We start from the raw sequence: 21,790 nt of genomic DNA, 5'->3' as shown, positions 1-21,790 counted from the left end.
ATCGGATCTGAACTAAGGTTAGCCTTACTTTTGTGTTGATCGTGGGGAGAGCAATGCCGTCGCGAGCTGACCAGCTGCCGTTGTCCGCGGCGCAGGCCGGAATCTGGTTCGCCCAGCAACTCGACCAGGCCAATCCGATCTTCAACACCGCTGAGCGCGTGGAGATCGCGGCCGAGGTCGACCCGGAACTGTTCGCCGAGGCGCTGCGCGCGGTGGTCGCCGAAGCCGAGACGCTGCGGATGCGGGTCGTCGACGACGGCGACGGCCCGCACCAGGTCATCGACGCGCTCGACGTCGTCGAGCTGCCGGTGCTGGACTTCACCGACGAGGCCGACCCGGACGCCCGCGCGCAGGAGTGGATCCAGGCCGACCTGAACGCACCGGTCGACCTGACCCGCTCGCAGGGCGACGGCGGCAGGCTCTGGACGGCGGCGCTGTGCAAGCTCGGGGAGCGGCGCTGGTGGTGGTACCAGCGCGTTCACCACGTGGCCATCGACGGCTACGGCTTCTCGATCATCATCCGCCGGGTCGCCGAGCTCTACAGCGCGCTGGCAGCGGGGGAAGATCCCGGTGAGTCGCCGTTCGCCGGGCTGGACGCGCTGATCGACGACGAGCGCGAGTACCTGGAATCGGCGAAGGCCGAGCGCGACGCGGCCCACTGGCGCGAGCTCTTCGCCGACGAACCCGACGTGGTCACGCTGAGCGAGCGCTCGCGGCCGACCGCGCGCACCTTCCACCGGCAGCTGGCCGCCACCTCCTCGCTGGAGGAGCTCGGCGCGGCCGCCGAGGCGGCGCGCACCATCTGGCCGGACGCGCTCATCGCCGCCTTCGGCGCCTACCTGCACCGGATGACCGGGGTGAACGACGTCGTGCTGGGCCTGCCGGTGATGGGCCGGATGGGTTCGGTCGCGCTGCGGGTGCCGGGCATGGTCGTCAACGTGCTGCCGCTGCGGCTGCGCGTCGAGCCGGCAACCACCCGCGGCGAGCTGATTTCGCAGGTCGCCAAGGCCGTGCGGGACCTGCGCAAGCACCAGCGCTACCGCAGCGAGCAGCTGCGTCGCGACCTGATGCTGCTGGGTTCGGACCGGGCGCTGTTCGGGCCGATGATCAACATCAAGTCCTTCGACTACGACCTGGACTTCGCCGGTGCGCCGGGTCAGGTGCACAACGTCGCCGCCGGTCCCGTCGACGACCTCAGCGTGCTGGTCTACACCGAGGGCGACGAGCTGCGCTTCGAGTTCGACGCCAACCCCGACCGCTACACCGCCGAGGAGCTGACCGGGCACCGCGAGCGGTTCCTGCGGTTCCTGGACTCCTTCGCAGGCGCCGACGCCGACTTCCCGGTCGGACGGATCGACCTGCTCACGCAGGCCGAGCGCACCCGCGTCCTCGACGAGTGGAACGCGCCGGTGCCCGGCTTCGCCGAGGCCGAGCCCGCGACCCTGCCCCAGCTGTTCGAGGAGCAGGCGCAGCGCACACCGGACTCGGTGGCGGTGACCTTCGAGGACGAGTCGCTGACCTACTCGGAGCTGGACGCGCGGGCCAACCAGCTCGCGCACCACCTCATCGACCACGGCGTGGGTCCCGAGCAGCTGGTGGCGCTGGCGCTGCCGCGCTCCACCGAGCTCGTCGTGTCGTTGCTGGCGGTGCTCAAGGCGGGAGCCGCCTACCTGCCGCTGGACCCGGGGCACCCGGCCGAGCGCATCGCCTACATCGTCGGCGACGCGCGGCCGACCATGCTGATCAGCGACCGCGAGCACGCCGACCGGCTGCCCGAGGGCATCACGCGGGTGCTGCTGGACGAGGACAAGGCGATCGCCGAGATCGTCCGGCACTCCCAGCGCAACCCCAAGCCGGGCGAGCGCGGTCCGCTGACCAGCGAACACACCGCCTACGTCATCTACACCTCGGGTTCGACGGGAGTGCCCAAGGGCGTGTCGATCCCGCACCAGAACGTGGTGCGGCTGTTCTCGGCCACCGACCCGTGGTTCGGCTTCACCGGCGAGGACGTGTGGACGCTGTTCCACAGCTACGCCTTCGACTTCTCGGTGTGGGAGCTGTGGGGCGCTCTGCTGCACGGCGGCAGGCTCGTCGTGGTGCCGCACGAGGTGAGCCGCTCCCCGAAGGAGTTCCTGGACCTGCTCGAACGCGAGCAGGTCACCGTGCTCAACCAGACGCCCTCGGCGTTCTACCAGCTCAGCCAGGCAGATCGGGAGAACCCGGGCGCGCGGCTGGCGCTGCGCTGCGTCGTCTTCGGCGGCGAAGCGCTGGAACTGTCCAGGTTGGACGACTGGTACCGGCGGCACCCCGAGTCGCCGAAGCTGATCAACATGTACGGGATCACCGAGACCACCGTGCACGTGTCCTACGTCGAGCTCGACGCCGACCTGGTCGCGCGTCGCGACGGCAGCGTCATCGGTAGGGGCATCCCGGACCTGCGGGTCTACCTGCTGGATTCGCTGCTCCAGCCGGTTCCGCCCGGCGTGACCGGTGAGATGTACGTGGCCGGTGAGGGCTTGGCGCGCGGATACCTGGGGCGGCGCGGGCTGACCGCGCAGCGGTTCGTCGCCGATCCCTTCGGGGAACCCGGATCCCGGATGTACCGCTCCGGCGACCTCGGGCGTTGGCGGCCGGACGGGTCCATCGAGTTCATGGGCCGGGCCGACCAGCAGGTCAAGGTGCGCGGATTCCGCATCGAGCTCGGTGAGATCGAGGCGAACCTGGCCGTGCACCCGCAGGTCAAGCAGGCCGCCGTCGTGGTGCGCGAGGACGTCCCGGGCGACGAGCGGCTGGTCGGCTACACCGCCGGCGACGCCGACCCGGCTCAGCTGCGCGCCCACCTGGCCGACCGGCTGCCCTCCTACATGGTCCCGGCCGCGTTCGTCGCGGTCGAGGAGATCCCGTTGACCGCCAACGGGAAGCTCGACGCCAAGGCGTTGCCCGCGCCCGAGGTCGCCGGTGGTGGACGGCAGCCGCGCACCGACGCCGAGCGGGCGCTGTGCCGGTTGTTCGGCGAGGTGCTCGGCGCCGATCAGGTCGGCATCGACGACGGGTTCTTCGAGCTCGGCGGGCACTCGCTGCTCGCGACTCGGCTGCTGACGCGGGTGCGCACCGAACTCGGTGCCGAACTGGGCATCCGGACCCTCTTCGACCACCCGACCGTCGCAGAACTGGCCGAGCGACTGGAGGTTTCGGGCGGCGGCAGGCCCGAACTGCGTCCCGCGCGCCGTCCCGAGGAGATCCCGCTGTCGTTCGCGCAGCAGCGGTTGTGGTTCCTCAACCGGCTCGAAGGCCCGAGCGCGACCTACAACATGCCGCTGGTGCTGCGGATGACCGGCGAGCCCGACGTGACCGCGCTGCGCGCGGCGATCGGCGACGTCGTCTCCCGGCACGAGAGCCTGCGCACCACGTTCCCCGACACGCTCGGCGAACCGCGTCAGCTGGTCGGCGAGCAGGTGCCGGAACTCCCCGTCACCGAAGTGTCCGATGTGGACTCCGCGCTGGCCGGTGCGGCGAGAAGGGGGTTCGACCTGGCGCAGGAACCGCCGATCCGCACCGAGTTGTTCCGCGACGGCGAGCGCACCGCGCTGCTGGTGCTGCTGCACCACGTCGCGGGCGACGAGTGGTCGGTGCGCCCGCTGGTGCGCGACCTGTCGACCGCCTACGCCGCCCGGCTCGACGGCCGCGCGCCGGAGTGGGAACCGCTGCCCGTGCAGTACGTCGATTACGCGCTGTGGCAACGAGAACTGCTCGGCGACGAGGAAGACCGGAACGGGCTGGCCGCGCGGCAGCTGGACTTCTGGAAGCAGGAGCTCGCAGGCCTGCCCGACCAGCTGGAACTGCCCACGGACCACCCGCGCCCGGCGGTGTCGAGCCACCGCGGCGAGGCCGTGCGCTTCGGCCTCGACGCCGAGCTGCACCGGCGCATCCGCGAGTTGGCGGCCGAGCACCAGGCCAGCGCGTTCATGGTGCTGCAGACCGCGCTCGCCGCGCTGCTGACCAGGATGGGCGCGGGCACCGACATCCCGATCGGCTCGCCGGTAGCCGGACGCGGTGACGACCGGCTCGACGACCTCGTCGGGTTCTTCGTCAACAGCCTCGTGCTGCGCACCGACACCTCCGGTGAGCCGACGTTCGCCGAACTGCTCGACCGGGTCCGCGAGACCGACCTGGCGGCCTTCGGCAACGCCGAGCTGCCGTTCGAGCGGCTCGCCGAACTGCTCAACCCGGCTCGTTCGCTGGCCAGGCACCCGCTGTTCCAGGTCATGCTGGCCTACTGGGGTGCCGCCGAGTCGGTGCGCGCCGAACTTCCCGGCGTCGAGACCGCTGTGGACACCATCCCGGCCGGGGCGGCGAAGTTCGACCTGGCCTTCAGCCTCAGCGAGAGCGCCGACGGCGACGTGCGCGGGCTGGTGCAGTACAGCACCGACCTGTTCGGCGAACGCACCGTGGAATCCCTCGTCGAGCGGTTCGTGATGCTGCTCGAATCCGCCGTCTCCGCACCGGAAACGCCGATCGGACGGCTGGACATCCTCGGTGACCAGGCCCGCGAGCAGGTCCTGGCCTGGGGTGACGCGACCGGAGGCGTCGGTCCGGCGGGAACCTTCCCGCAGATCCTCGCCGAACGCGCCGAAGCCACCCCGGACAAGCCCGCGCTGGTCTTCGAGGACATCGAGCTCACCTACCGGCAGCTGCGCGAGCGGGTCACCGAGCAGGCGAAACTGCTGGTGGAACGCGGTGCCGGGCCGGGCGACATCGTCGGCGTGATGCTGCCGCGCTCCGCCGAGCTGATCATCGGCCTGCTCGCGGCGATGCACGCCGGGGCCGCCTACCTCGCGCTCGACCCGGAGTACCCGCCGGAACGCCTGCGGCACATGGTCGACGACGCCCGGCCGCGCCTGGTGCTCACCGACGACCTCGACGCCGACCTGCCGACGACGCTGGTGCACCACGCCGATCGGTCCGAGGGCGATCCGCGCCTGCCGGAGCCGGAACTCGACGACGCCGCCTACGTCATCTACACCTCCGGTTCCACCGGCACGCCCAAGGGCGTCGTCGTCGCGCACCAGGGCATCGGCAAGCTGCTGGCCACCCAGACCAGGCGCGTCGGCATCACCCCGGACAGCCGGGTGCTGCAGTTCGCCTCGCCGAGCTTCGACGTGGCCTTCTGGGAGATCTGCATGGGTCTGCTCGGCGGCGGAACGCTCGTCGTCGTGCCCTCCGACCTGCGGGTTCCCGGCGAAGCCCTCGCCGAGTACGCGCGGCGGCACGAGGTGACGCACCTTGCGATCGGGCCGTCGATGATGGGCATGTTCCCGGCGGACGTGCAGCTGCCGGAGAACGCGACGCTGCTGTGCGGTGCCGAGAAGGTGCCCTCCGACCTGGTGCAGCGCTGGGGCCGGGACCGGCCGATGCTCAACTGCTACGGACCCACCGAAGCGACCGTGAACACCACGCTGTGGGACTGCGACCCCGACGCGGTGTCGAGCTCGGTGCCGATCGGCGTGCCCGACCCGGGCGCCCGCGTGTACGTGCTCGACGAGCGGTTGCAGCCGTGCCCGCCCGGTGTCGTCGGCGAGCTCTACGTCTCCGGGCTCGGGCTCGCCCGCGGCTACCTCAACCGGGCCGGGCTGACCGCGGAGCGGTTCGTGGCGGACCCCTTCGGCGAGCGCGGCGGGCGCATGTACCGCACCGGTGACCTGGTGCGGTGGCGCGCGGACGGGACGCTGGACTTCGCTGGCCGCGCCGACGACCAGGTCAAGATCCGCGGTTTCCGCATCGAGCTCGGCGAGGTCGAAGCCGTGCTGGCCAGACACGACGACGTCGCCCAGGTCGCCGCCGTGGTCCGCGAGGACACCCCGGGCGACAAGCGCCTCGTCGCCTACGCCGTCGGCGACTCCGACGCCGAGTCTGACGCCGCGGCACTGCGTCGTCATGTCGGCGAGGAGCTGCCCGACTACATGGTCCCGGCGGCGGTGGTGTTCGTCGACGCGCTGCCGCTGCTGCCCAACGGCAAGCTCGACCGGCGCGCGCTGCCCGCGCCCGACCTCGCCGAGGTCGTCGGCAACGACATGCCGCGCAACCCCACCGAGGAGATCCTCTGCGGACTGTTCGCCGAGGTGCTGGGCCTGCCCCGGGTCGGCGTGCACGACGGTTTCTTCGACCTGGGCGGGCATTCGCTGCTCGCGGCCAAGCTGATCGGCCGGATCCGCGACGCGCTGGGCATCAAGGTCAACGTCGGCAGCCTGTTCGCCGCGCCCAGCGTGGCCGGGCTCGCCGAGCGCATCCGCACCGGAGGCGGCCGGGACGCGCTGGAGATCCTGCTGCCGCTGCGCACCAGCGGCGCCAAGCAGCCGTTGTTCTGCGTGCACCCGGCGGCCGGTCTGGCGTGGCCGTTCTCGGGCCTGCTCAAGCTCATCGACGACGAGCGACCGATCTACGGCATCCAAACCCGGGGCCTGGCCGAACCGGCACCTGTCGCGGGCAGCCTCGCCGAGATGGCCGACGAGTACCTGGAGCACATCCGGACGGTGCAGCCGCACGGGCCGTACCACTTCCTCGGCTGGTCGTTCGGCGGCGTGGTCGCCCACGAGATGGCGACCCACCTGCAAGCCGAAGGGGAGGAGGTGCGCTTCCTGAGCATGCTCGACTCCTACCCCAAGGACGTCTGGGACACCCTGCCCACCGAGGAGGAGGCGCTGCTGGCCCTGCTCTACATGGCCGGCTACGACCTCTCCGAGCTCGGCGATGGACCGCTGACCAGGTCCGACGTGCTGGAGATCCTGTCCGCCGAGGGCAGCGCCCTGGCGAACCTGGAGGAACACAGCGTCACCGCCATCATCGACAACTTCGCCAACTGCGCGGTCCTGGAGAACTCCGCCGACCACGACAAGTTCCGGGGTGACGTGCTGTTCTTCAACGCCACGGTCAACCCGGCGAAGGAGTCGCTGACCAGCGCGATGTGGCAGCCGTACGTGGACGGCGACGTGATCGACCACGACATCGCCTGCGAGCACAAGGACATGACCCAGCCGGAACCGCTGGCCGAGATCGCCGCCGTCGTGCAGCGAGCACTCACCGAGACCGAAGGCTGAGCCGACGTTCCGCCCGGCGGGGCTCGCCGGGCGGAGTTCGGGGAGGTCGAGTGATCGGTGGACCGAGGAGGAGCAAGACGATGACGAACCCGTTCGAGGACCCGGACGCGCAGTACTACGCCCTGATCAACGATCAGGACCAGTACTCGCTGTGGCCGGCCGCGATCGAGGTGCCCGCCGGATGGACCGTCGCGCACGGCCCGACCGACCGGCAGTCCTGTGTCGACCACATCGAGGTGCACTGGACCGACATGCGGCCCGCCCGCTGATGGCCACCGCGTTGCGCGGGGTGAACCCGCAGATCGCGGTCTGCGTCTGCTACGTCGCGGCGATGTTCATGAACGGCATGGACGCCACCATCGTCAACGTCGCGCTGCCCGCGCTGGTCGAGGACTTCTCGGTGTCGGCGAGCTCGGCGTCCTCGGTCAACGTCGGCTACCTGGTCAGCCTCGCGGTGTGCATCCCGGTGTCGGGCTGGCTCGGCGACCGGTACGGCACGAAGCGCGTCTTCCTGTCCGCCTTCGGCGTTTTCGTGCTCGCCTCCGCGCTGTGCGGGCTGTCGGGCGACCTGCTGCAGCTGACGCTGGCCCGCATCCTGCAGGGCGCCGGTGGCGGTGTGATGAGCCCGGTCGCGCTGACCTTGCTGTTCCGCGCCTACCCGCCGGCCGAGCGGATCCGGTTGTCGCGGGTCCTGCTGCTGCCCACGGCGGTGGCGCCCGCGCTCGGACCGGTGCTGGGCGGTTTCTTCGTCGAGCACCTCACCTGGCGCTGGGGCTTCTTCGTCAACCTGCCCGTCGGCATCGCCGCGCTCGTCTTCGGCGCGCTGCTGCTGCGGGAACACGTGGAGGCACCGGACAAGCGCTTCGACCTGCGCGGATTCGCGCTGGCCGCACCGGGTCTCGGGCTGGTGGTCTTCAGCCTGGAGGGCATCGCCACCGGCGCCTCGGCGACGTTGAGCTGGCTGGCCGGTGCCGCCGGGCTCGTCCTGCTGGGCCTGCTGGTGCGATCCCAGCTGCGCACCGAGCACCCGATGCTGGACCTGCGGCTGTTCGCCGACGACCACTTCCGCAGGGCCAGCCTGATCCTGTTCACCTGCCTGGTCGGATTCCTCGGCACGCTCTACGGCTTCACCTTGATGTACCAGGTGGAGCTGGGCGCATCGGCGTGGGAGACGGGCCTGGTGACGCTGCCGAAGGCGGTGGGGCTGATGATCGCCTCGCAGCTGGTCGCCTGGGCGCACCGCAGGTTCGGGCCGCGACTGCTGATCGCGGTGGCGATGTTCGGCGCGGCGCTGTCCTTCGCGGCGATGAACCTCATCGGCCCGCACGACGTGTGGATGGCCGCGTTCGTCCAACTCGCCTCCGGCTTCTTCGTCGGGGCGGCCACGGCCGAGCTGCAGGTGGTCGCGTTCACGACCATCGACAAGACCGACACCGGTGGTGCGTCGACGCTGTTCAACGTGCAGCGGCAGGTGGGTTCGGCGCTCGGCGTGGCCATCACGGCCAGCGTTCTGGCGGCCTCCGGACCCGGACTGGGTTCCTACCACTTGGCGATGTTGACCTCCGCCGGGTTCGCGATCATCGGTGTTCTGCTCGCCCTGCGCGTGACGGAATCCGTGGTGCTGCAACGGGAACCGGCCCCGGCGGGGCGCTGAGAGATCTGGGCCACCGAGGGGAAGACAATCGTCCGTTATATGGTTAGGCTAGCCTTAACTGGATGATCGTTGGTGGAGCGGAAAGGATCGCATGGTCGATGGGTACTGCGGATCGACTTCGGCGCGACCGGCCCCCGGCACGTGACCTCGAGGTCCTGCGCACAGCCGAGCTGAGCCCGTCGATGCGTCGGGTGACCCTTGGGGGCGAGGAGCTGTCCGGCTTTCTCGACCAGCACACCGGACCCAACATCAAGGTCTTCGTGCCGCGACGGGGTCAGGACCGCCCGGTCCTCCCGCGACTGGACCCCGAGACCGGCCGGTACACCTGGCCGGAGCCGGAAGTCCGGCCGACCATGCGCACCTACACCGTCCGCCGCTACGACGAGACGCGCGGCGAGCTCGACATCGACTTCGTCATGCACGGCGAGCACGGGGTGGCCTCCAACTGGGCCCGCAACGCCCGGCCCGGTGACCGCCTCGGTGTGATGGGCCCCGGCGGCAAGACCTGCCGGGCCGCCGACTGGTACCTGCTGGCCGGCGACGAGACCGCCATGCCGGCGATCTCCAGCATCGTCGAATCGCTGCCGCCCACCGCGCGCGGCCACGTGCTCGTCGAGGTCGACACCGCCGCTGACCGGCAGCACGTGCAGTGCCCGCCGGACCTGCGGTGGACCTGGCTGCACCGCGACGGCCGCCCCGCGGGCCTGTCGCAGCAGCTGATCAACGCCGTCCAGGGGCTGGACGTGCCCGCCGACGTCGACGTCTCCGCCTGGGTGGCGGGGGAGTCCGGCGTGGTGCGCGGCATCCGGCGGCACCTGCGCGACGAGCGAGGCATGGACGGCAAGTCCGTGCTGGCCATCGGTTACTGGAAGTACGGCATGGCCGAAACCGAGTACCACGACAAGCACAACCACGATCGGGACTGACCGACGCGGCGAAATCCGGCCTGACCCCCGCGGGTTCGCCGGTACATCCAGTCGCCCGCGAATCGGGCACCGGCGAACCGAGGGGACGACGTGTCTGCGGCGCTGAACCAAGAGAAAGTCCACGACGTGCTGGGGATCGGCTTCGGGCCGTCCAACCTGGCGCTGGCGATCGCGCTGGAGGAGCACAACCGGACCGCGGGCGACGACCCCATCGACGGGGTGTTCTTCGAGCGTCAGGAGTCCTTCGGATGGCACCGGGGCATGCTGATCGAAGGCACGACGATGCAGGTGTCCTACCTCAAGGACCTGGTCACCATGCGCAACCCGGCCAGCGACTTCTCGTTCCTGACCTACCTGCACGCCAAGGACCGGCTGGCCGACTTCATCAACCACAAGACCCTGTTCCCCACCCGGGTCGAGTACCACGACTACCTTCAGTGGGCGGCCGGGCGGCTCGACGACGTCGTGCGCTACGACTCCGAGGTCGTCGAGGTGCAGCCGGTCGACGAGCACTTCGAGGTCGTCGTCCGGCACGGCGGTCAGCTGGCCGTGCACCGGGCGCGCAACATCGTCATGGCCGTGGGGCTGGAAGCCTCCTTGCCCGAGGGTGCCGAACTCGGTGAGCGGGTGTGGCACAACCTCGACCTGATGCACCGGGTTCCGGAGCTGACCGACCAGCCGAAGCGCTGCGTGGTGATCGGCGCGGGCCAGTCCGCCGCCGAGGTCACCGACTACCTGCACCGCACCTTCGCCGACGCCGAGGTGTGCGCGGTGTTCGGCCGCTACGGCTACAGCCCGGCCGACGACAGCCCCTTCGCCAACCGGATCTTCGACCCGCAGGCCGTGGACGACTTCTACGCGTCCTCGCCCGAGGTCCGCGCCAAGCTCATGGACTACCACCGCAACACCAACTACTCGGTGGTCGACCTGGAGCTGATCGAGGAGCTCTACGCCCGCTCCTACCAGGAGAAGGTGCGCGGAGCCGAGCGGCTGCGGATCCTCAACGCCAGCAGGCTCGTCGACGTCGACACCTGCCCGGATGGGGCGAAGGTGACCGTCGAGTTCCAGCCCACTGGGGAGCGCAGCGTCCTCGACGCGGACCTGCTCGTCTACGCCACCGGCTGCCGGCCGCGCGACCCCTACACGCTGCTCGGCGAGCTGGCTCGGCACTGCGAGTGGGACGAGCAGGGCTCGTTGCAGGTCGAGCGCGACTACCGCGTCCGCACCACCGGCGAGCTGCCGGGCGCGGTCTACCTCCAGGGCGGCACCGAGCATACCCACGGCATCACGTCCTCGCTGCTGTCCAACGGCGCCGTCAGGGCCGGCGAGATCCGCGACTCCATCGTCGCCCGCCGCAAAACCCCCACCCACGACTACGCCCTCACCCGCAGCTGAACCCCGTCCCAGCCTGCGTCGTTCGAATTTCGCGCGAAATTCGACCTCGAACTTTCGGACTCGAATTTCGCGCGAAATTCGAATGGCCCTGGTCACGGCGTGGGAACAAGGTCGCGGGTGCGGCGGTTGTACGGCGTGATGAGTGCGAGTGAAGATCAGATTCGGGGTTCGGCCAAGGGTGAGGCCTCGGTGCCGTTGTCGGTGTTGGACCTGGCGACCGTGGGGGTGGAGGACTCACCGTCGGACGCACTGGCGGGGACCACGGAGCTGGCCAAGCGGGTCGAGGAGCTCGGCTACCACCGGATGTGGGTGGCGGAGCACCACGGCATGCCCGGGATCGCCAGCTCCTCGCCCGCGGTGGTGATCGCGCACCTGGCCGCGCACACGCGGACCCTGCGGCTCGGCTCCGGCGGTGTGATGCTGCCCAACCACGCGCCGCTGGTGGTCGCCGAGCAGTTCGGGACCCTGCAGGCGCTGCACCCCGGCCGGATCGACCTCGGGGTCGGCCGGGCGCCCGGCACCGACCAGGCCACGGCGCGGGCGCTGCGGCGCACCGAGGGGCCGCTGTCGGCGGAGGACTTCCCGCAGCAGCTCGGGGAGCTGATCGCCTTCCTCGACGACGACTTCCCGCTGGACCACCCCTACGCCGAGGTGCAGTCGGTGCCGCACGGCCCGCTGCCGCCGGTGTGGCTGCTGGGCTCCAGCGGCTTCAGCGCGCAGCTGGCCGGGGCGCTGGGGCTGCCGTTCGCCTTCGCCCACCACTTCAGCGCGCAGAACACGCTGCCCGCGCTGGAGCTCTACCGCGAGTCCTTCCAGCCCTCCGAGGTCCTCGCCGAGCCGTACTCGATGATCGGCGTGCAGGCCGTCGCCGCCGACACCGAGGAGGAGGCGCTGGACATCGTCCGGCCGATCGCGCTGAGCATGCTCAAGCTGCGCCAGGGCGTGCCCGGCAAGCAGCCCACCCGGCAGCAGGCGCGCGACTACCCCTACACCGAGCTCGACCGGGCGTTCGTCGACCACTGGCTGGCCGACGCCGTCCACGGCACCCCGGACGCGGTCCGGGCGGGGCTGGAGGAGTTGCGCGAGCGCACCGGCGCGGACGAGCTCATGCTCACCGCGAACCTCCCGGACGCGGAGACCAAGCTGCGCTCGTTCGAGCTGATCGCGAAGTCCTACCGGATGATCTGACCCGGGTCTTCCCAGGTCGAAGGTGGTTCCGGTCGGGATGGAGTGTGCCTGGCCACTCTAGGCCGAGGTCGCGAGCGGGCGCGTGTTGCGCGTGTCGTACGGTCTATTGACACCGGTGTTGCTAGGTGCCCGGTGTGTGGGCACGACGCGGGATTGAGGGATTGGCGTGAAGCCTGGTGTGCTGATCTTCTACCGGATCATGGCGTACGTCACTGCCGTGCTGCTGATCCTCTTGTGCGCCGCCATGGTGCTCAAGTACGGGCACTTCCTCGGCTTGTGGCCCGAAGGTTCCGCGACGCAGCAGACCGGAACGACGTGGGTCACCACGATCGGCATCGCGCACGGCTGGCTCTACATGGTCTACCTGCTGGTCGCGGTCGTGGCCACGACGCAGCTGCGGGTCCCGATGGGCCGGATGCTGCTGGTGCTGCTGGCCGGGACCATCCCGTTCGGCGCGTTCTTCGCCGAGCGCAAGGTCGTGCGCTGGCACGAGCTGCGGTTGGCGGGCAAGCCGATCGTGCAGCCGCAGACCGCGGAGGAAACAACCGCCTCATGACAGCCATCCCCGAGTCAGTGAACCGGCCCGAGCAGCCCGCACCGGAGAAGCCGGTGCGCCGCCGCACGGTGCTCGGCGCGTACTTCGCGCTGACCAAGCCGCGCGTCATCGAGCTGCTGCTGGTCACGACCATCCCCGCGATGTTCCTCGCCCAGCGCGGCATCCCGTCGCCGTGGCTGGTCGTCGTCACGCTGATCGGCGGCGCCATGTCCGCCGGGAGCGCCAACGCGCTCAACTGCGTCGCGGACTCCGACATCGACGCCGTCATGGACCGCACCAAGAAGCGACCGCTGGTGCGCTACGAGGTGCCGCGCCGCAGCGCGCTGATCTTCGGCATCGTGCTGGGCGTCGTGTCGTTCCTGGTGCTGTGGCTCGGGGCGAACCTGCTGGCGGCCTCGCTGTCGACGGCCGCGATCCTGTTCTACGTCTTCGTCTACACGCTGGTGCTCAAGCGCCGCACCTCGCAGAACATCGTGTGGGGCGGTGCGGCGGGATGCATGCCCGTCGTGGTCGGCTGGGCCGCGGTGACCGGCAAGGTCGAGTGGCCCGCGATCGTGATGTTCGGCGTGGTGTTCCTGTGGACGCCGCCGCACTTCTGGTCGCTGGCGATGAAGTACAAGGACGACTACGCCCGCGCGGGCGTGCCGATGCTGCCGGTGGTGGCCACCACCAAGCAGGTCTCGGCGCGCATCCTCGCCTACAGCTGGGCCACCGTCGGGTGCACGCTGCTGCTGTTCCCGATCACCAGCTGGGTCTACATCGCCCTGGCCGGGATCTCGGGCGTGATCTTCCTGGTCGTCGCGCAGCGCCTGCACAACAACGCCCGCAAGGGCCTGGCGCTGAACCCGATGAAGCTGTTCCACCTGTCGAACTCGTACCTGACGCTGGTGTTCGTGGCGATCGCGGTGGACGCGGCGCTGACGCCCGTGATCGGCTGACTCAGCGCATCACGGGGAACACCGGGGCGTCGCTGCGTCCGGTCGCCGCGTCGATGAGGGCGACCGGATCGGCGGTCTCGGCCAGCAGCCGGATCGTCACCTTCAGCGCCTCACCGGCCATCGGGCCGGGCAGCTCGCGGTCCAGGGCGGCGGCGATGTCGAGGTAGTGCACGACGCCCTCCATCACGAAGATCCGCAGCGCCTCGCGCGCGGGCACCACCGCGAAGCCGCCGTAGTGCACGGTCCTCTCCAGGTCGGTCTCCCGGAGCCGGTCGATGGCCTGCGGGGCGACGGTCGCGAACTGGGCGACCAGCTCGTCGCTGGACATCGTTCGCGAGCGGGTGGTCGCCGATTCCTTGAGCAGCTCCGCGGTCTGCTCGGCCACTCCTCCCGGGCGCTGCATGAACGACAGCAGGTCGGCGGCGTCGTCGTGGCTGACCGGGGCGTCGGGGGACGGTGCCTCGACGCCCGCCAGGGTCGCCGACGGGAACGGGCTGCAATGGGTGTAGACGTCCTTGACCGTCCAGCTCGGCAGCCGCGTGGGGCGGGTCCACTCGTCGTCGGTCAGCTCCTCGCCCAGTCGCGCCCACACTTGCCAGGTCTGGTCCAGGGCGTCGATGATCATGCTTCTCCGTTCGGCTGGAAGGACTCTTCTCTTCGGCCTCAGGTACCCATTCACTCACGAGATGTCGGCTGACGCGGATAATCTTTCCGGGTGTTCCGGTGTTGATCGACGACGAAACGCAGGAGCGTGCGATGAGCGGAGGTAGTCCGGCGGAGCACTCGCCGGAACCACCGAGTACCGGTGAACCGCCTCAGGCCCCGGCCAGGCGCTGGGTGCCGCGCGTCCTGACGCCGGATTCGGTCGAGGCGGTCAACGTCGTCGAGCTGGCCGACGAGTTCGCACGCACCCGGGGAGAGCCGCACGCCGGCCCTGCCGACCGGCTGGCCGCGGGCGTCATCGTGCTCGGGGAGGCGCTGGCGACCGAGGACTGCGCGCTGGTCGCGGCCTGGTTGCACTCGGCGCCCGCCGACGTGCGCGGGCCGGTGCTGTCGGCGGTGCTGGCCGCCGAGCCGCCGCGCGAGGTGCTCACCGATCTGGCCGCCGAGCACGCCGGTCGCGCACGGATAGCCCTGCTGCGCTGCGAGATCGCCGACCTGGTCAGCGGAGCGCAGGTGTCCGAACCGGTGCCGCTGACCTCGCACCCGTGGGGCGCGGACGAGGCCGAGGAAGCCCGGTCGCTGCTGGCGGAGGCTGCCGTCGAAGTCGCCCCGGACCGCGTCGACCTGCTGTTACGCACGGCCACCCGGTTCGGCGTCGACCTGCCACCGGACCGCTTCGCCGCCGAGCGGTTCGTGGACTGGTGGGCCTCGCACCCCGAAGCCTCGCTGGACCCGGCGCCGTGGCCCTGCGGCGACGAGCTCGTCGCGTTGCTGCGGCAGACCCTCGGCGAGCGGCTTAAGCACTCCGACGTCGTTCTCACCGCCGTGAACGAGCACTGGTGGCCGCTGCTGCGGCACATCGCCACCGACCCGTTCGAGCCGCTGGACGCCGCGGTCATCTCGGCGGCGGTGCGCGCCAAGGGCGAGGCCCGCCGCGAGATCGTCGACCTGTTCGCCGACCGGCTGCGCGACCCCGATCTCCCCGACACCCCGGAGGCGGTGCTGGCCGCGCTGTTCAGCGCCGCACCGCCCACTGTGGACGAACTGCACCGGCTGATCGGCGCGCTGCCGGCCACGGCCGTCACCGAGTCGATCGCGCAGCGCGCGTTCTCGGTGCTGAGCAAGGCCAAGGTGACCGGCCGCCACCTCGACCTGCTGCGCGTGCTGAGCCACCACCTGTGCGCTGACCAGCGCGAACTGTGGTCCGAGGACGGCCGGGTGCGCTCCTGGGTGGCCGGGTTCTCCCGGGGCGCTGAGGCCGGTTCGTTGGAGGACGTCTCCGAGCGGGTGCTGCGCGCGCGGTTGCCCGAGGTGGTGACGGCGCTGCTGGCCGCCGAACCCCGCGCGGCGGTGCGCGCGATCGTGTCGGCCGGTCAGGTCCTGCAGCGGCTGTTGATGCGCGAGCTGCCCGCGGTGTGGAACGACGAGCGGGCCGAGGAGTCCCGGCGGGACCGCGCCGTCGCGCTGGCGTTCGTGCTGGCCTGGTCGGACACCGCGAGCGCCGACGTGCGCGCGGCCTACGACCGCGAGCTGGAGCGCTGGGCGCGCGGTGGCAGGCGTGCCGATCACCGGCGGATCAGCAAGCTGCTGCGCGTCTCGGCCGCGGATCACGCCGCCGGTTGGCACGAGTGGTTGCAGGAGATCGTCAGGACCCCGGCCGAACCCGAGCGCGCCCCTCGCAAGTGGTGGCAGCGACGTCGTTGAGTGTCTGGAGCTGTTCAGCAGTCTCACTGGAAAGGATTGCCGTACGGCCGAAAGCGTGACACCGAGGGTCAATAACGGACATTCATCGCATCGATAGTGTATGACCGGTCACGGTGCGATAACGATCGACGTTCGGAGCGGGATACTGCTCGTGGGTAGTCATAGCGCAGGGCCACCGCCGCATCACCACCGGTGCCCGCGCCGAAGGGATTCCACGGGAGGTTCGCTCATGGGGGCGGCGCTCAAAGCGCACGCGGCATGGCTGGTCAACGCGCTGGGCATCGGGCGGAACCCGTTGCGCCGGCCGATCGACCGGCTCGCCGCCGGGCTCACGTTAATGCTGCTGATGGTCGCGATGATCGCGGTTCCGGTGTCGGGCATGGTCGCCGATTCCACGCATCGGGACCTCTCCGAACGCGCCGAGCAGGCGGCTCGCACCAGTCGTCCGGTGAGCGCGGTGGTCGTCGCCCCGCCCTCGCTGAGCATCCCGGTCTCCGAGGTCTACAGCCAGGACGCGGTCAGCTCCACGGCGGAGGTGGCCTGGCAGGCGGGTCTGCACGACCAGCGTTCCCGCGTGCAGGTGCCGTCGTCGGCGAAGGTCGGCGACAACGTCGAGGTGTGGGTCGACGAGGAGGGCTACCGCGTCCCGCCGCCGCCCGACGAGGGCTCGATCACGGCTTCGGCGGTGTTCGCCGCCCTCCTGCTGCTGGTGGTGCTGGAGATCGGGAGCTTCGCCCTGATCGGTGCGGTGCAGGCCGGCGCCCGCCGGATCGCGATGAACGCCTGGGCCCGCGAGTGGGATTACGTCCAGGGCGGCGGTACCTGGTCGCAGCGCTGACCGTCCGTCTCCGCCGAAGCGCGGAGCCGCTGTTCGGTCACCCGTCGTCGCCGAGAACTTGAGGCCTCGTGGCGGTTGCGTTATCGATGAGCGACGCCAGCGTTGGCCGCCGTCACCCGGTCGGGTTAAATGTGGCCGCCGAACTTGTCAGTGGGACCCGGCGCTGTGTTTGGGTACCCGCGTGGATCTCCACAACGGAGCAGCACCTTTGACGAGCCGGTTGGTGCCGAGACCGGCACGTCATCGTAGGGACGAGGACACTCGCCCGCTGACGATCATGAGGGGATGCGGCAATGGGGGAGCAGCAGTCGACCGAGGCGGCGGAGAGCGTGCCGATCTACGAGGAGCTGGCCAGCGAGCTGTGCGATCCGGCCGGCACCACGTGGCAGTTCTCGCCCGCGCCGTCCTTCGCGGAGGAACTGGCCGAAGCGCTCGAGAACGACGAGACCGCGGTGGCGAGCTGACCGCTCACCGCTGGACGGTCTCCGGCGCCGTGATGTCCAGGTTCTTGGTCTCACGGGAGTACGCGAACGCCACCAGCGAGATGAGCGCGGTGACGATCATCCACACGGCTACCAGCCAGCCCGTGCCTCCGCCCTGGATGACCAGCGCGGAGGCGACCAGCGGCGAGAAGCCGCCGAGCGCCGCGCCGATCTCGCGGGACGAGGCGAACCCGGTGTAGCGCACGCGGGCGCCGAACAGCTCGGAGTAGAACGCCGGTTGCACCGCGATCATCGGAGCCAGGCCCAGTCCGGCGGCGACCACCAGCGCGAGCCAGATCAACGCGGGCTGCTGGGTGTCGAGCAGGGCGAAGAACGGGAACGCGAACAACCCGGTGAAGATCACGCTGAACAGGTTCAGCGGTTTGCGGCCCACCCGGTCCGACAGCGCGCCGTAGAGCGGTTGCAGCACGATCACCACGAACGTCGAGGAGATCACGCCGGTGAGGCCGACCCAGCGCGGCAGGTCCAGCGTCTCCTGGATGTAGGCGACGCTGAAGGTGGCGTAGATGTAGACCACGGCGGTGTCGCAGATGTGCGCGCCGATGCCGATCAGGAAGTTGCGCGGGTAGCGGCGCATCGCTTCGAACACCGGCAGCTTGATGGTGCGGCGATCGGCGGACATGCGCTCGAAGACCGGGGATTCGGCGACCCGCAGCCGCACGTACAGCGAGAGCGCGATCATCACGAAGCTGAGCAGGAACGGCACCCGCCACGCCCACGCCTGCACGGCCTCGTCGCCGAGGCTCTCCACCAGCAGGAACGACACGGTTCCCAGCAGGAGTCCGATCTGCACGCCGGTCTGGGCGTAGGAGCTGAGGTAGCCGCGCCGATGCGGCGGGGCGTGCTCGCACAGCAGCGTCGAGGCGCCGCCGAACTCCGCGCCCGCGCCCAGGCCCTGGAGGACTCGCAGCAGCGTGAGCAGGACCGGGGCCCACACGCCGATCGTCTCGTAGGTCGGCAGCAGGCCGATGAGCCCGGTCGACACGCCCATGACCAGCGTGGTGAGCACCAGCGTCGCCCGGCGGCCGACGCGGTCGCCGAGGTGTCCGAACAGGAAGCCGCCGAGCGGCCGGATGGCGAAGCCGACGCCGAAGGTCGCGAAGCCGGCGATGGTGCCGACCGCGGGGTCGCTGGTGGGGAAGAACAGCTTGTTGAACACCAGCGTGACGGCGAAGCCGTAGATGAAGAAGTCGTACCACTCCAGGGCGGTGCCGACGACGGAGGAGGTGACCACGCGCCGGAGTTCTCGCGGCTGCGTGGGCGGGATCTGCTCGGAACCGATGGCGGCGCTGCTCATCGTCACTCCTCGATGCACCAGGGCGTGAAAAACCCCTGCGAGCAACGGGTTCCGCGTTGAACCCAGTTGGTGAGGTATGCCCGCAACCGCCCTGTCCGGGTCATTGGCGGCAATCGTGCCACGGCGTATGCGGAAGGCAAACCCTCCGCTTGTCCCGTGGCTCCTTCGTGACCACCCCGTGCCCGACCTGCTCCGAACGGCGGACGCCTGCTGGGCCGAGCGTTGGCGTCGGCGGAGTGGTCGCGTTGTCGGCGTCCGTTGCCCGTGAGCGGTTTTGGTCCGAACCGACCGGGCAAAAGGGATGTCGACCACGGTTGGTTCGGACCGCAACCGCCGGGCGCCGAGGGGCTACCAAGCGGGTGCTTGCTTGGGTAGGCTCCCTCCCGGGTTCGCGACGTCGGTGTCTGACCCGGGAGGACGAGATGGCTCGTGCGCAGGGCGTGGAGTCGATTCCGGCTGCGGTCCGGAACGCGGCGGAACGCTTCGGCGAGGTCGAAGCGCTGGTGGACGGCCCGGTCCGGCTGACCTTCGGTCAGCTCGCCGAGCGCGTCCGGGAGCTGGCGCGGATGTTCGCCGCCGTCGGCGTCCGACCCGGTGACCGGGTGGCCCTGAACTCGCCGAACACCCACCACTGGGTGCTGGCCGCCCTCGGCGCCTCCTGCGCGGGAGCGACGCTCGTCCCGGTCAACACCCGCTTCACGGGTGTGGAATCGGCGGACCTGCTGCACCGCAGCAAGGCTCGCGCGCTGGTGGTGGCCGACGAGTTCCTGGGCGTGGACCGGCTCGCGGACCTCCACGAGGCCGCCGGAGAGGGTCCCGGCGAGGTGGTCGCCGGATTGCCGGAGCTGCGCGCGGTCCTGCGCGTCCCCGTCGGCACCGCGTGCCCGGCGGGACCCGGTGTGCACGAGTGGGACGAGATCGGCGAACTGGCCGCGAAGGTGCCGATGTCCGAGGTCGACCGCCGCGCCGACGCGGTCACCGCGGACGATCTCGCCGACGTGCTGTTCACCTCCGGAACCACCGGTCGCGCCAAGGGTGTGATGTCGCTGCACCGCCAGACCCTCGGCGTGGCCAGGGCGTGGGCCGAGTGCGGCAACGTCCGCAAGGGCGACCGGTACCTGCTGGTCAACCCGTTCTCCCACAGCTTCGGCTACAAGGCCGGAATCCTGGTGTGCCTGTTGACGGGCACGACGATGGTCCCGCAGGCGATCTTCGACGCGGCCTCGATGCTCGACGTCATCGACACCGAGCGGATCTCGATCCTGGCCGCCGCACCCACGATCTTCCAGACCTTGCTGCACGCGCCGGAACGCGGCGGCCGGGAGCTGCCGGGACTGCGCCTGGCGGTCACCGGTGCCGCGACCGTCCCGGTCGCGCTGGTCGAGCGCATGCGCTCCGACCTGGGCTTCGACACGGTGCTCACCGCCTACGGGCTGACCGAGGCGGTCGTGGCCACCATGTGCCGTCCCGGGGACGACGCCGAAACCGTCGCCCACACCTGCGGTCGCGCCGCCGCCGATTTCGAGGTGGCGGTGGTCGACGCCGACGGCGACGACATGGCCCCGGGTCAGGCGGGCGAGGTGGTGCTGCGCGGCCCGAACGTGATGCGCGGCTACCTCGACGACCCGAACTCCACGGCGCACGCCATCGACCACGACGGCAGGCTGCACACCGGTGACATCGGTGTCCTGGACGAAAGCGGCTACCTGCGGATCACCGATCGCCTCAAGGACATGTACGTCTGCGGCGGTTTCAACGTCTACCCGGCCGAGGTGGAGCAGGCCCTGGCCTACCTGGACGGGGTGCGGGACGTGGCGGTGATCGGGGTGCCGCACGAACGCCTCGGCGAGGTCGGCAAGGCGTACGTGGTCGGTGACGATTCGCTGACCGAGGAGTCGGTGCTGGCGTTCTGCAAGCAGCGGCTGGCGAACTTCAAGCTGCCGCGCTCGGTGGAGTTCGTCGGTGAACTCCCGCGCAACGCCTCCGGCAAGATCCTCAAGCGGGTTCTCGCGGAGCGGTGAGCCGGTTCAGCAGAGCTGACCTGATCGACGGCCGCGAGCCGAACAGCAGCAGGAACGTGGCCTCCCGGACCAGCCGCTGCGCGTGACTGCCCGGCAGCACCGATCGGCTGCCGTGGTGGACCGCAGCGGCCGAGGCCGCCCGCATCGCGAGCTCCGACGCCTGCGCCCGCACCTCGGAGAGCTCCTCGTCGGAGGCCGTGACCAGCTTCGACCGCGTCGCGTCGAGGTCATCGGGAAGCCCGCCCGCGTCGTCGCCGAGCAGCGAGATCGCCCGCCCGGCCACGCCGAGCGCGAGGGCGCCGTTGAACCGCACGGAACTGGAATCGCCCTTGAGGAACTCGGCTTGCGGCACGGTCGAGGCGATCCGGTCGCGCGGCACGAAGTGCCTGTTGAACCGCAGCGTCACGGTGCCGCTGGCCCGCACTGCCATCAGGTCGAGCGGTTCGGCGTGCAGCGTGTCGGTCTCCGCGACGTCGAGCATCGCGAAGATCAGCGTGTCCTCGGAGTTGCGGCCGGCGACCAGCAGCGAGTCGACCATGCCCCAGCCGGTGAACCAGGGCGCGGTGCCCTCCAGCAGGTATCCGCCGACGACCGGCGAGGCGCGCAGCGGCGCCGGACCCGTCCGCAGCGCCGAGGCCAGCGCGATCCCACCCCGGCGCTTGCCCGCGAGCAGGTCGGACAGGTAGTTCTCGCGCAGGTTGCGGTTCTTGGTGTTCTCGGCGGCGCTGAGCACGCCGTGGTGCTGGATCCAGACGAACGTCGTGGTCAGGCAGCCGCTCGCGAGGACCTCGATGAGCCGCAGCACCGACGGGAAATCGCCGACGTCGAGGGTGGCCAGGTCCTGCGATGCCGCGAGTCCGTAGAAGCCGCGCTCGGCGAGCAGGTCCAGGTGGCTGCCGGGGACCCGCTCGGCGGCGTCGACCTCCAGCGCGGCGGGGAAGAGCACGTCCTCGGCGATCTGCCGAGCATCCTGCAACGCGGGCGACTCCTGAGTCATCACCCCAGTTTCCCCG

General features: G+C 70.5%; 15 protein-coding genes. 12 read left to right on the top strand and 3 right to left on the bottom strand.

The annotated features are described in order from the left end of the window. Positions 1–53 precede the first annotated feature (53 nt). The 8 genes from AB0J78_RS29445 (at position 54) to AB0J78_RS29410 (ending at position 13,751) form a co-directional block, all read left to right on the top strand. Positions 54–7,094 (top strand): amino acid adenylation domain-containing protein, encoded by a 7,041-nt coding sequence (locus AB0J78_RS29445; protein WP_363794621.1) that lies wholly within the window; start codon positions 54–56, stop codon positions 7,092–7,094. Between the two features lie 80 nt (positions 7,095–7,174). Next, positions 7,175–7,363, top strand: coding sequence for an MbtH family protein (locus tag AB0J78_RS29440; protein WP_093424246.1), 189 nt, complete (start codon positions 7,175–7,177; stop codon positions 7,361–7,363). Next, on the top strand, positions 7,363–8,748 hold the full coding sequence (locus AB0J78_RS29435; RefSeq protein ID WP_363794619.1) for a DHA2 family efflux MFS transporter permease subunit: 1,386 nt from the start codon (positions 7,363–7,365) through the stop codon (positions 8,746–8,748). The genes AB0J78_RS29440 and AB0J78_RS29435 overlap by 1 nt, the downstream gene beginning before the upstream one ends. Positions 8,749–8,846: 98 nt before the next feature. After that, positions 8,847–9,674 (top strand): siderophore-interacting protein, encoded by an 828-nt coding sequence (locus tag AB0J78_RS29430; protein WP_363794617.1) that lies wholly within the window; start codon positions 8,847–8,849, stop codon positions 9,672–9,674. 90 nt (positions 9,675–9,764) lie between these two features. Next, positions 9,765–11,069: a lysine N(6)-hydroxylase/L-ornithine N(5)-oxygenase family protein gene (locus AB0J78_RS29425; protein ID WP_363794615.1), complete on the top strand. Its 1,305-nt coding sequence runs from the start codon at positions 9,765–9,767 to the stop codon at positions 11,067–11,069. Positions 11,070–11,207: 138 nt separating this feature from the next. After that, entirely contained in the window at positions 11,208–12,257 is a 1,050-nt protein-coding gene (locus AB0J78_RS29420; protein ID WP_363794613.1) for an LLM class flavin-dependent oxidoreductase, read from the top strand. Between the two features lie 166 nt (positions 12,258–12,423). Beyond that, positions 12,424–12,813: a DUF3817 domain-containing protein gene (locus tag AB0J78_RS29415; protein WP_132674917.1), complete on the top strand. Its 390-nt coding sequence runs from the start codon at positions 12,424–12,426 to the stop codon at positions 12,811–12,813. Further along, positions 12,810–13,751 carry a heme o synthase gene (locus AB0J78_RS29410; protein ID WP_363794611.1) on the top strand — a complete coding sequence of 314 codons (942 nt, stop codon included), beginning with the start codon at positions 12,810–12,812 and terminating at the stop codon, positions 13,749–13,751. The genes AB0J78_RS29415 and AB0J78_RS29410 overlap by 4 nt, the downstream gene beginning before the upstream one ends. Position 13,752: 1 nt before the next feature. On the opposite strand, the gene AB0J78_RS29405 is transcribed toward AB0J78_RS29410, so the two are convergent. Beyond that, positions 13,753–14,376 (bottom strand): maleylpyruvate isomerase N-terminal domain-containing protein, encoded by a 624-nt coding sequence (locus AB0J78_RS29405; protein ID WP_363794609.1) that lies wholly within the window; start codon positions 14,374–14,376, stop codon positions 13,753–13,755. A 131-nt stretch (positions 14,377–14,507) separates the two neighbouring features. Between AB0J78_RS29405 and AB0J78_RS29400 the strand changes: the two genes are divergently transcribed. From AB0J78_RS29400 to AB0J78_RS29390, 3 genes are all read left to right on the top strand, one after another. Further along, complete coding sequence (locus AB0J78_RS29400; RefSeq protein ID WP_363794607.1) at positions 14,508–16,118, top strand: GTPase-associated protein 1-related protein; 1,611 nt, start codon at positions 14,508–14,510, stop codon at positions 16,116–16,118. Between the two features lie 229 nt (positions 16,119–16,347). Continuing rightward, the gene (locus AB0J78_RS29395) at positions 16,348–16,956 is read left to right on the top strand and encodes a hypothetical protein (RefSeq protein WP_363794605.1); all 609 of its coding nucleotides are present in this window, start codon (positions 16,348–16,350) and stop codon (positions 16,954–16,956) included. A 293-nt stretch (positions 16,957–17,249) separates the two neighbouring features. Then, positions 17,250–17,420 carry a hypothetical protein gene (locus tag AB0J78_RS29390; RefSeq protein WP_363794603.1) on the top strand — a complete coding sequence of 57 codons (171 nt, stop codon included), beginning with the start codon at positions 17,250–17,252 and terminating at the stop codon, positions 17,418–17,420. Between the two features lie 4 nt (positions 17,421–17,424). Here the strand turns inward: AB0J78_RS29390 and AB0J78_RS29385 are convergent, their stop codons facing one another. Further along, on the bottom strand, positions 17,425–18,756 hold the full coding sequence (locus AB0J78_RS29385) for an MFS transporter (RefSeq protein ID WP_363794601.1): 1,332 nt from the start codon (positions 18,754–18,756) through the stop codon (positions 17,425–17,427). A gap of 422 nt (positions 18,757–19,178) precedes the next feature. Between AB0J78_RS29385 and AB0J78_RS29380 the strand changes: the two genes are divergently transcribed. Beyond that, the gene (locus AB0J78_RS29380; RefSeq protein WP_363794599.1) at positions 19,179–20,777 is read left to right on the top strand and encodes a FadD3 family acyl-CoA ligase; all 1,599 of its coding nucleotides are present in this window, start codon (positions 19,179–19,181) and stop codon (positions 20,775–20,777) included. Here AB0J78_RS29380 and AB0J78_RS29375 read toward each other — a convergent pair. Continuing rightward, positions 20,752–21,774 carry an acyl-CoA dehydrogenase family protein gene (locus AB0J78_RS29375; RefSeq protein ID WP_363794597.1) on the bottom strand — a complete coding sequence of 341 codons (1,023 nt, stop codon included), beginning with the start codon at positions 21,772–21,774 and terminating at the stop codon, positions 20,752–20,754. The two genes, AB0J78_RS29380 and AB0J78_RS29375, sit on opposite strands and share 26 nt — an antisense overlap. Positions 21,775–21,790 lie beyond the last annotated feature (16 nt).

This window comes from Saccharopolyspora sp. NPDC049426, from assembly GCF_040676935.1.
Classification (GTDB): domain Bacteria; phylum Actinomycetota; class Actinomycetes; order Mycobacteriales; family Pseudonocardiaceae; genus Saccharopolyspora.
This window is presented reverse-complemented; position numbering and strand designations above follow the sequence as displayed.

Excerpts from the sequence above, each read along its gene's own strand:
- AB0J78_RS29375 (WP_363794597.1), bottom strand. The coding sequence starts at position 21,774 with ATGACTCAGGAGTCGCCCGCGTTGCAGGATGCTCGGCAGATCGCCGAG.
- AB0J78_RS29435 (WP_363794619.1), top strand. The coding sequence starts at position 7,363 with ATGGCCACCGCGTTGCGCGGGGTGAACCCGCAGATCGCGGTCTGCGTC.
- AB0J78_RS29380 (WP_363794599.1), top strand. The coding sequence starts at position 19,179 with ATGGCTCGTGCGCAGGGCGTGGAGTCGATTCCGGCTGCGGTCCGGAAC.
- AB0J78_RS29395 (WP_363794605.1), top strand. The coding sequence starts at position 16,348 with ATGGGGGCGGCGCTCAAAGCGCACGCGGCATGGCTGGTCAACGCGCTG.
- AB0J78_RS29445 (WP_363794621.1), top strand. The coding sequence starts at position 54 with ATGCCGTCGCGAGCTGACCAGCTGCCGTTGTCCGCGGCGCAGGCCGGA.
- AB0J78_RS29440 (WP_093424246.1), top strand. The coding sequence starts at position 7,175 with ATGACGAACCCGTTCGAGGACCCGGACGCGCAGTACTACGCCCTGATC.
- AB0J78_RS29400 (WP_363794607.1), top strand. The coding sequence starts at position 14,508 with ATGAGCGGAGGTAGTCCGGCGGAGCACTCGCCGGAACCACCGAGTACC.
- AB0J78_RS29410 (WP_363794611.1), top strand. The coding sequence starts at position 12,810 with ATGACAGCCATCCCCGAGTCAGTGAACCGGCCCGAGCAGCCCGCACCG.
- AB0J78_RS29430 (WP_363794617.1), top strand. The coding sequence starts at position 8,847 with ATGGGTACTGCGGATCGACTTCGGCGCGACCGGCCCCCGGCACGTGAC.
- AB0J78_RS29390 (WP_363794603.1), top strand. The coding sequence starts at position 17,250 with ATGGGGGAGCAGCAGTCGACCGAGGCGGCGGAGAGCGTGCCGATCTAC.
- AB0J78_RS29405 (WP_363794609.1), bottom strand. The coding sequence starts at position 14,376 with ATGATCATCGACGCCCTGGACCAGACCTGGCAAGTGTGGGCGCGACTG.
- AB0J78_RS29420 (WP_363794613.1), top strand. The coding sequence starts at position 11,208 with ATGAGTGCGAGTGAAGATCAGATTCGGGGTTCGGCCAAGGGTGAGGCC.
- AB0J78_RS29385 (WP_363794601.1), bottom strand. The coding sequence starts at position 18,756 with ATGAGCAGCGCCGCCATCGGTTCCGAGCAGATCCCGCCCACGCAGCCG.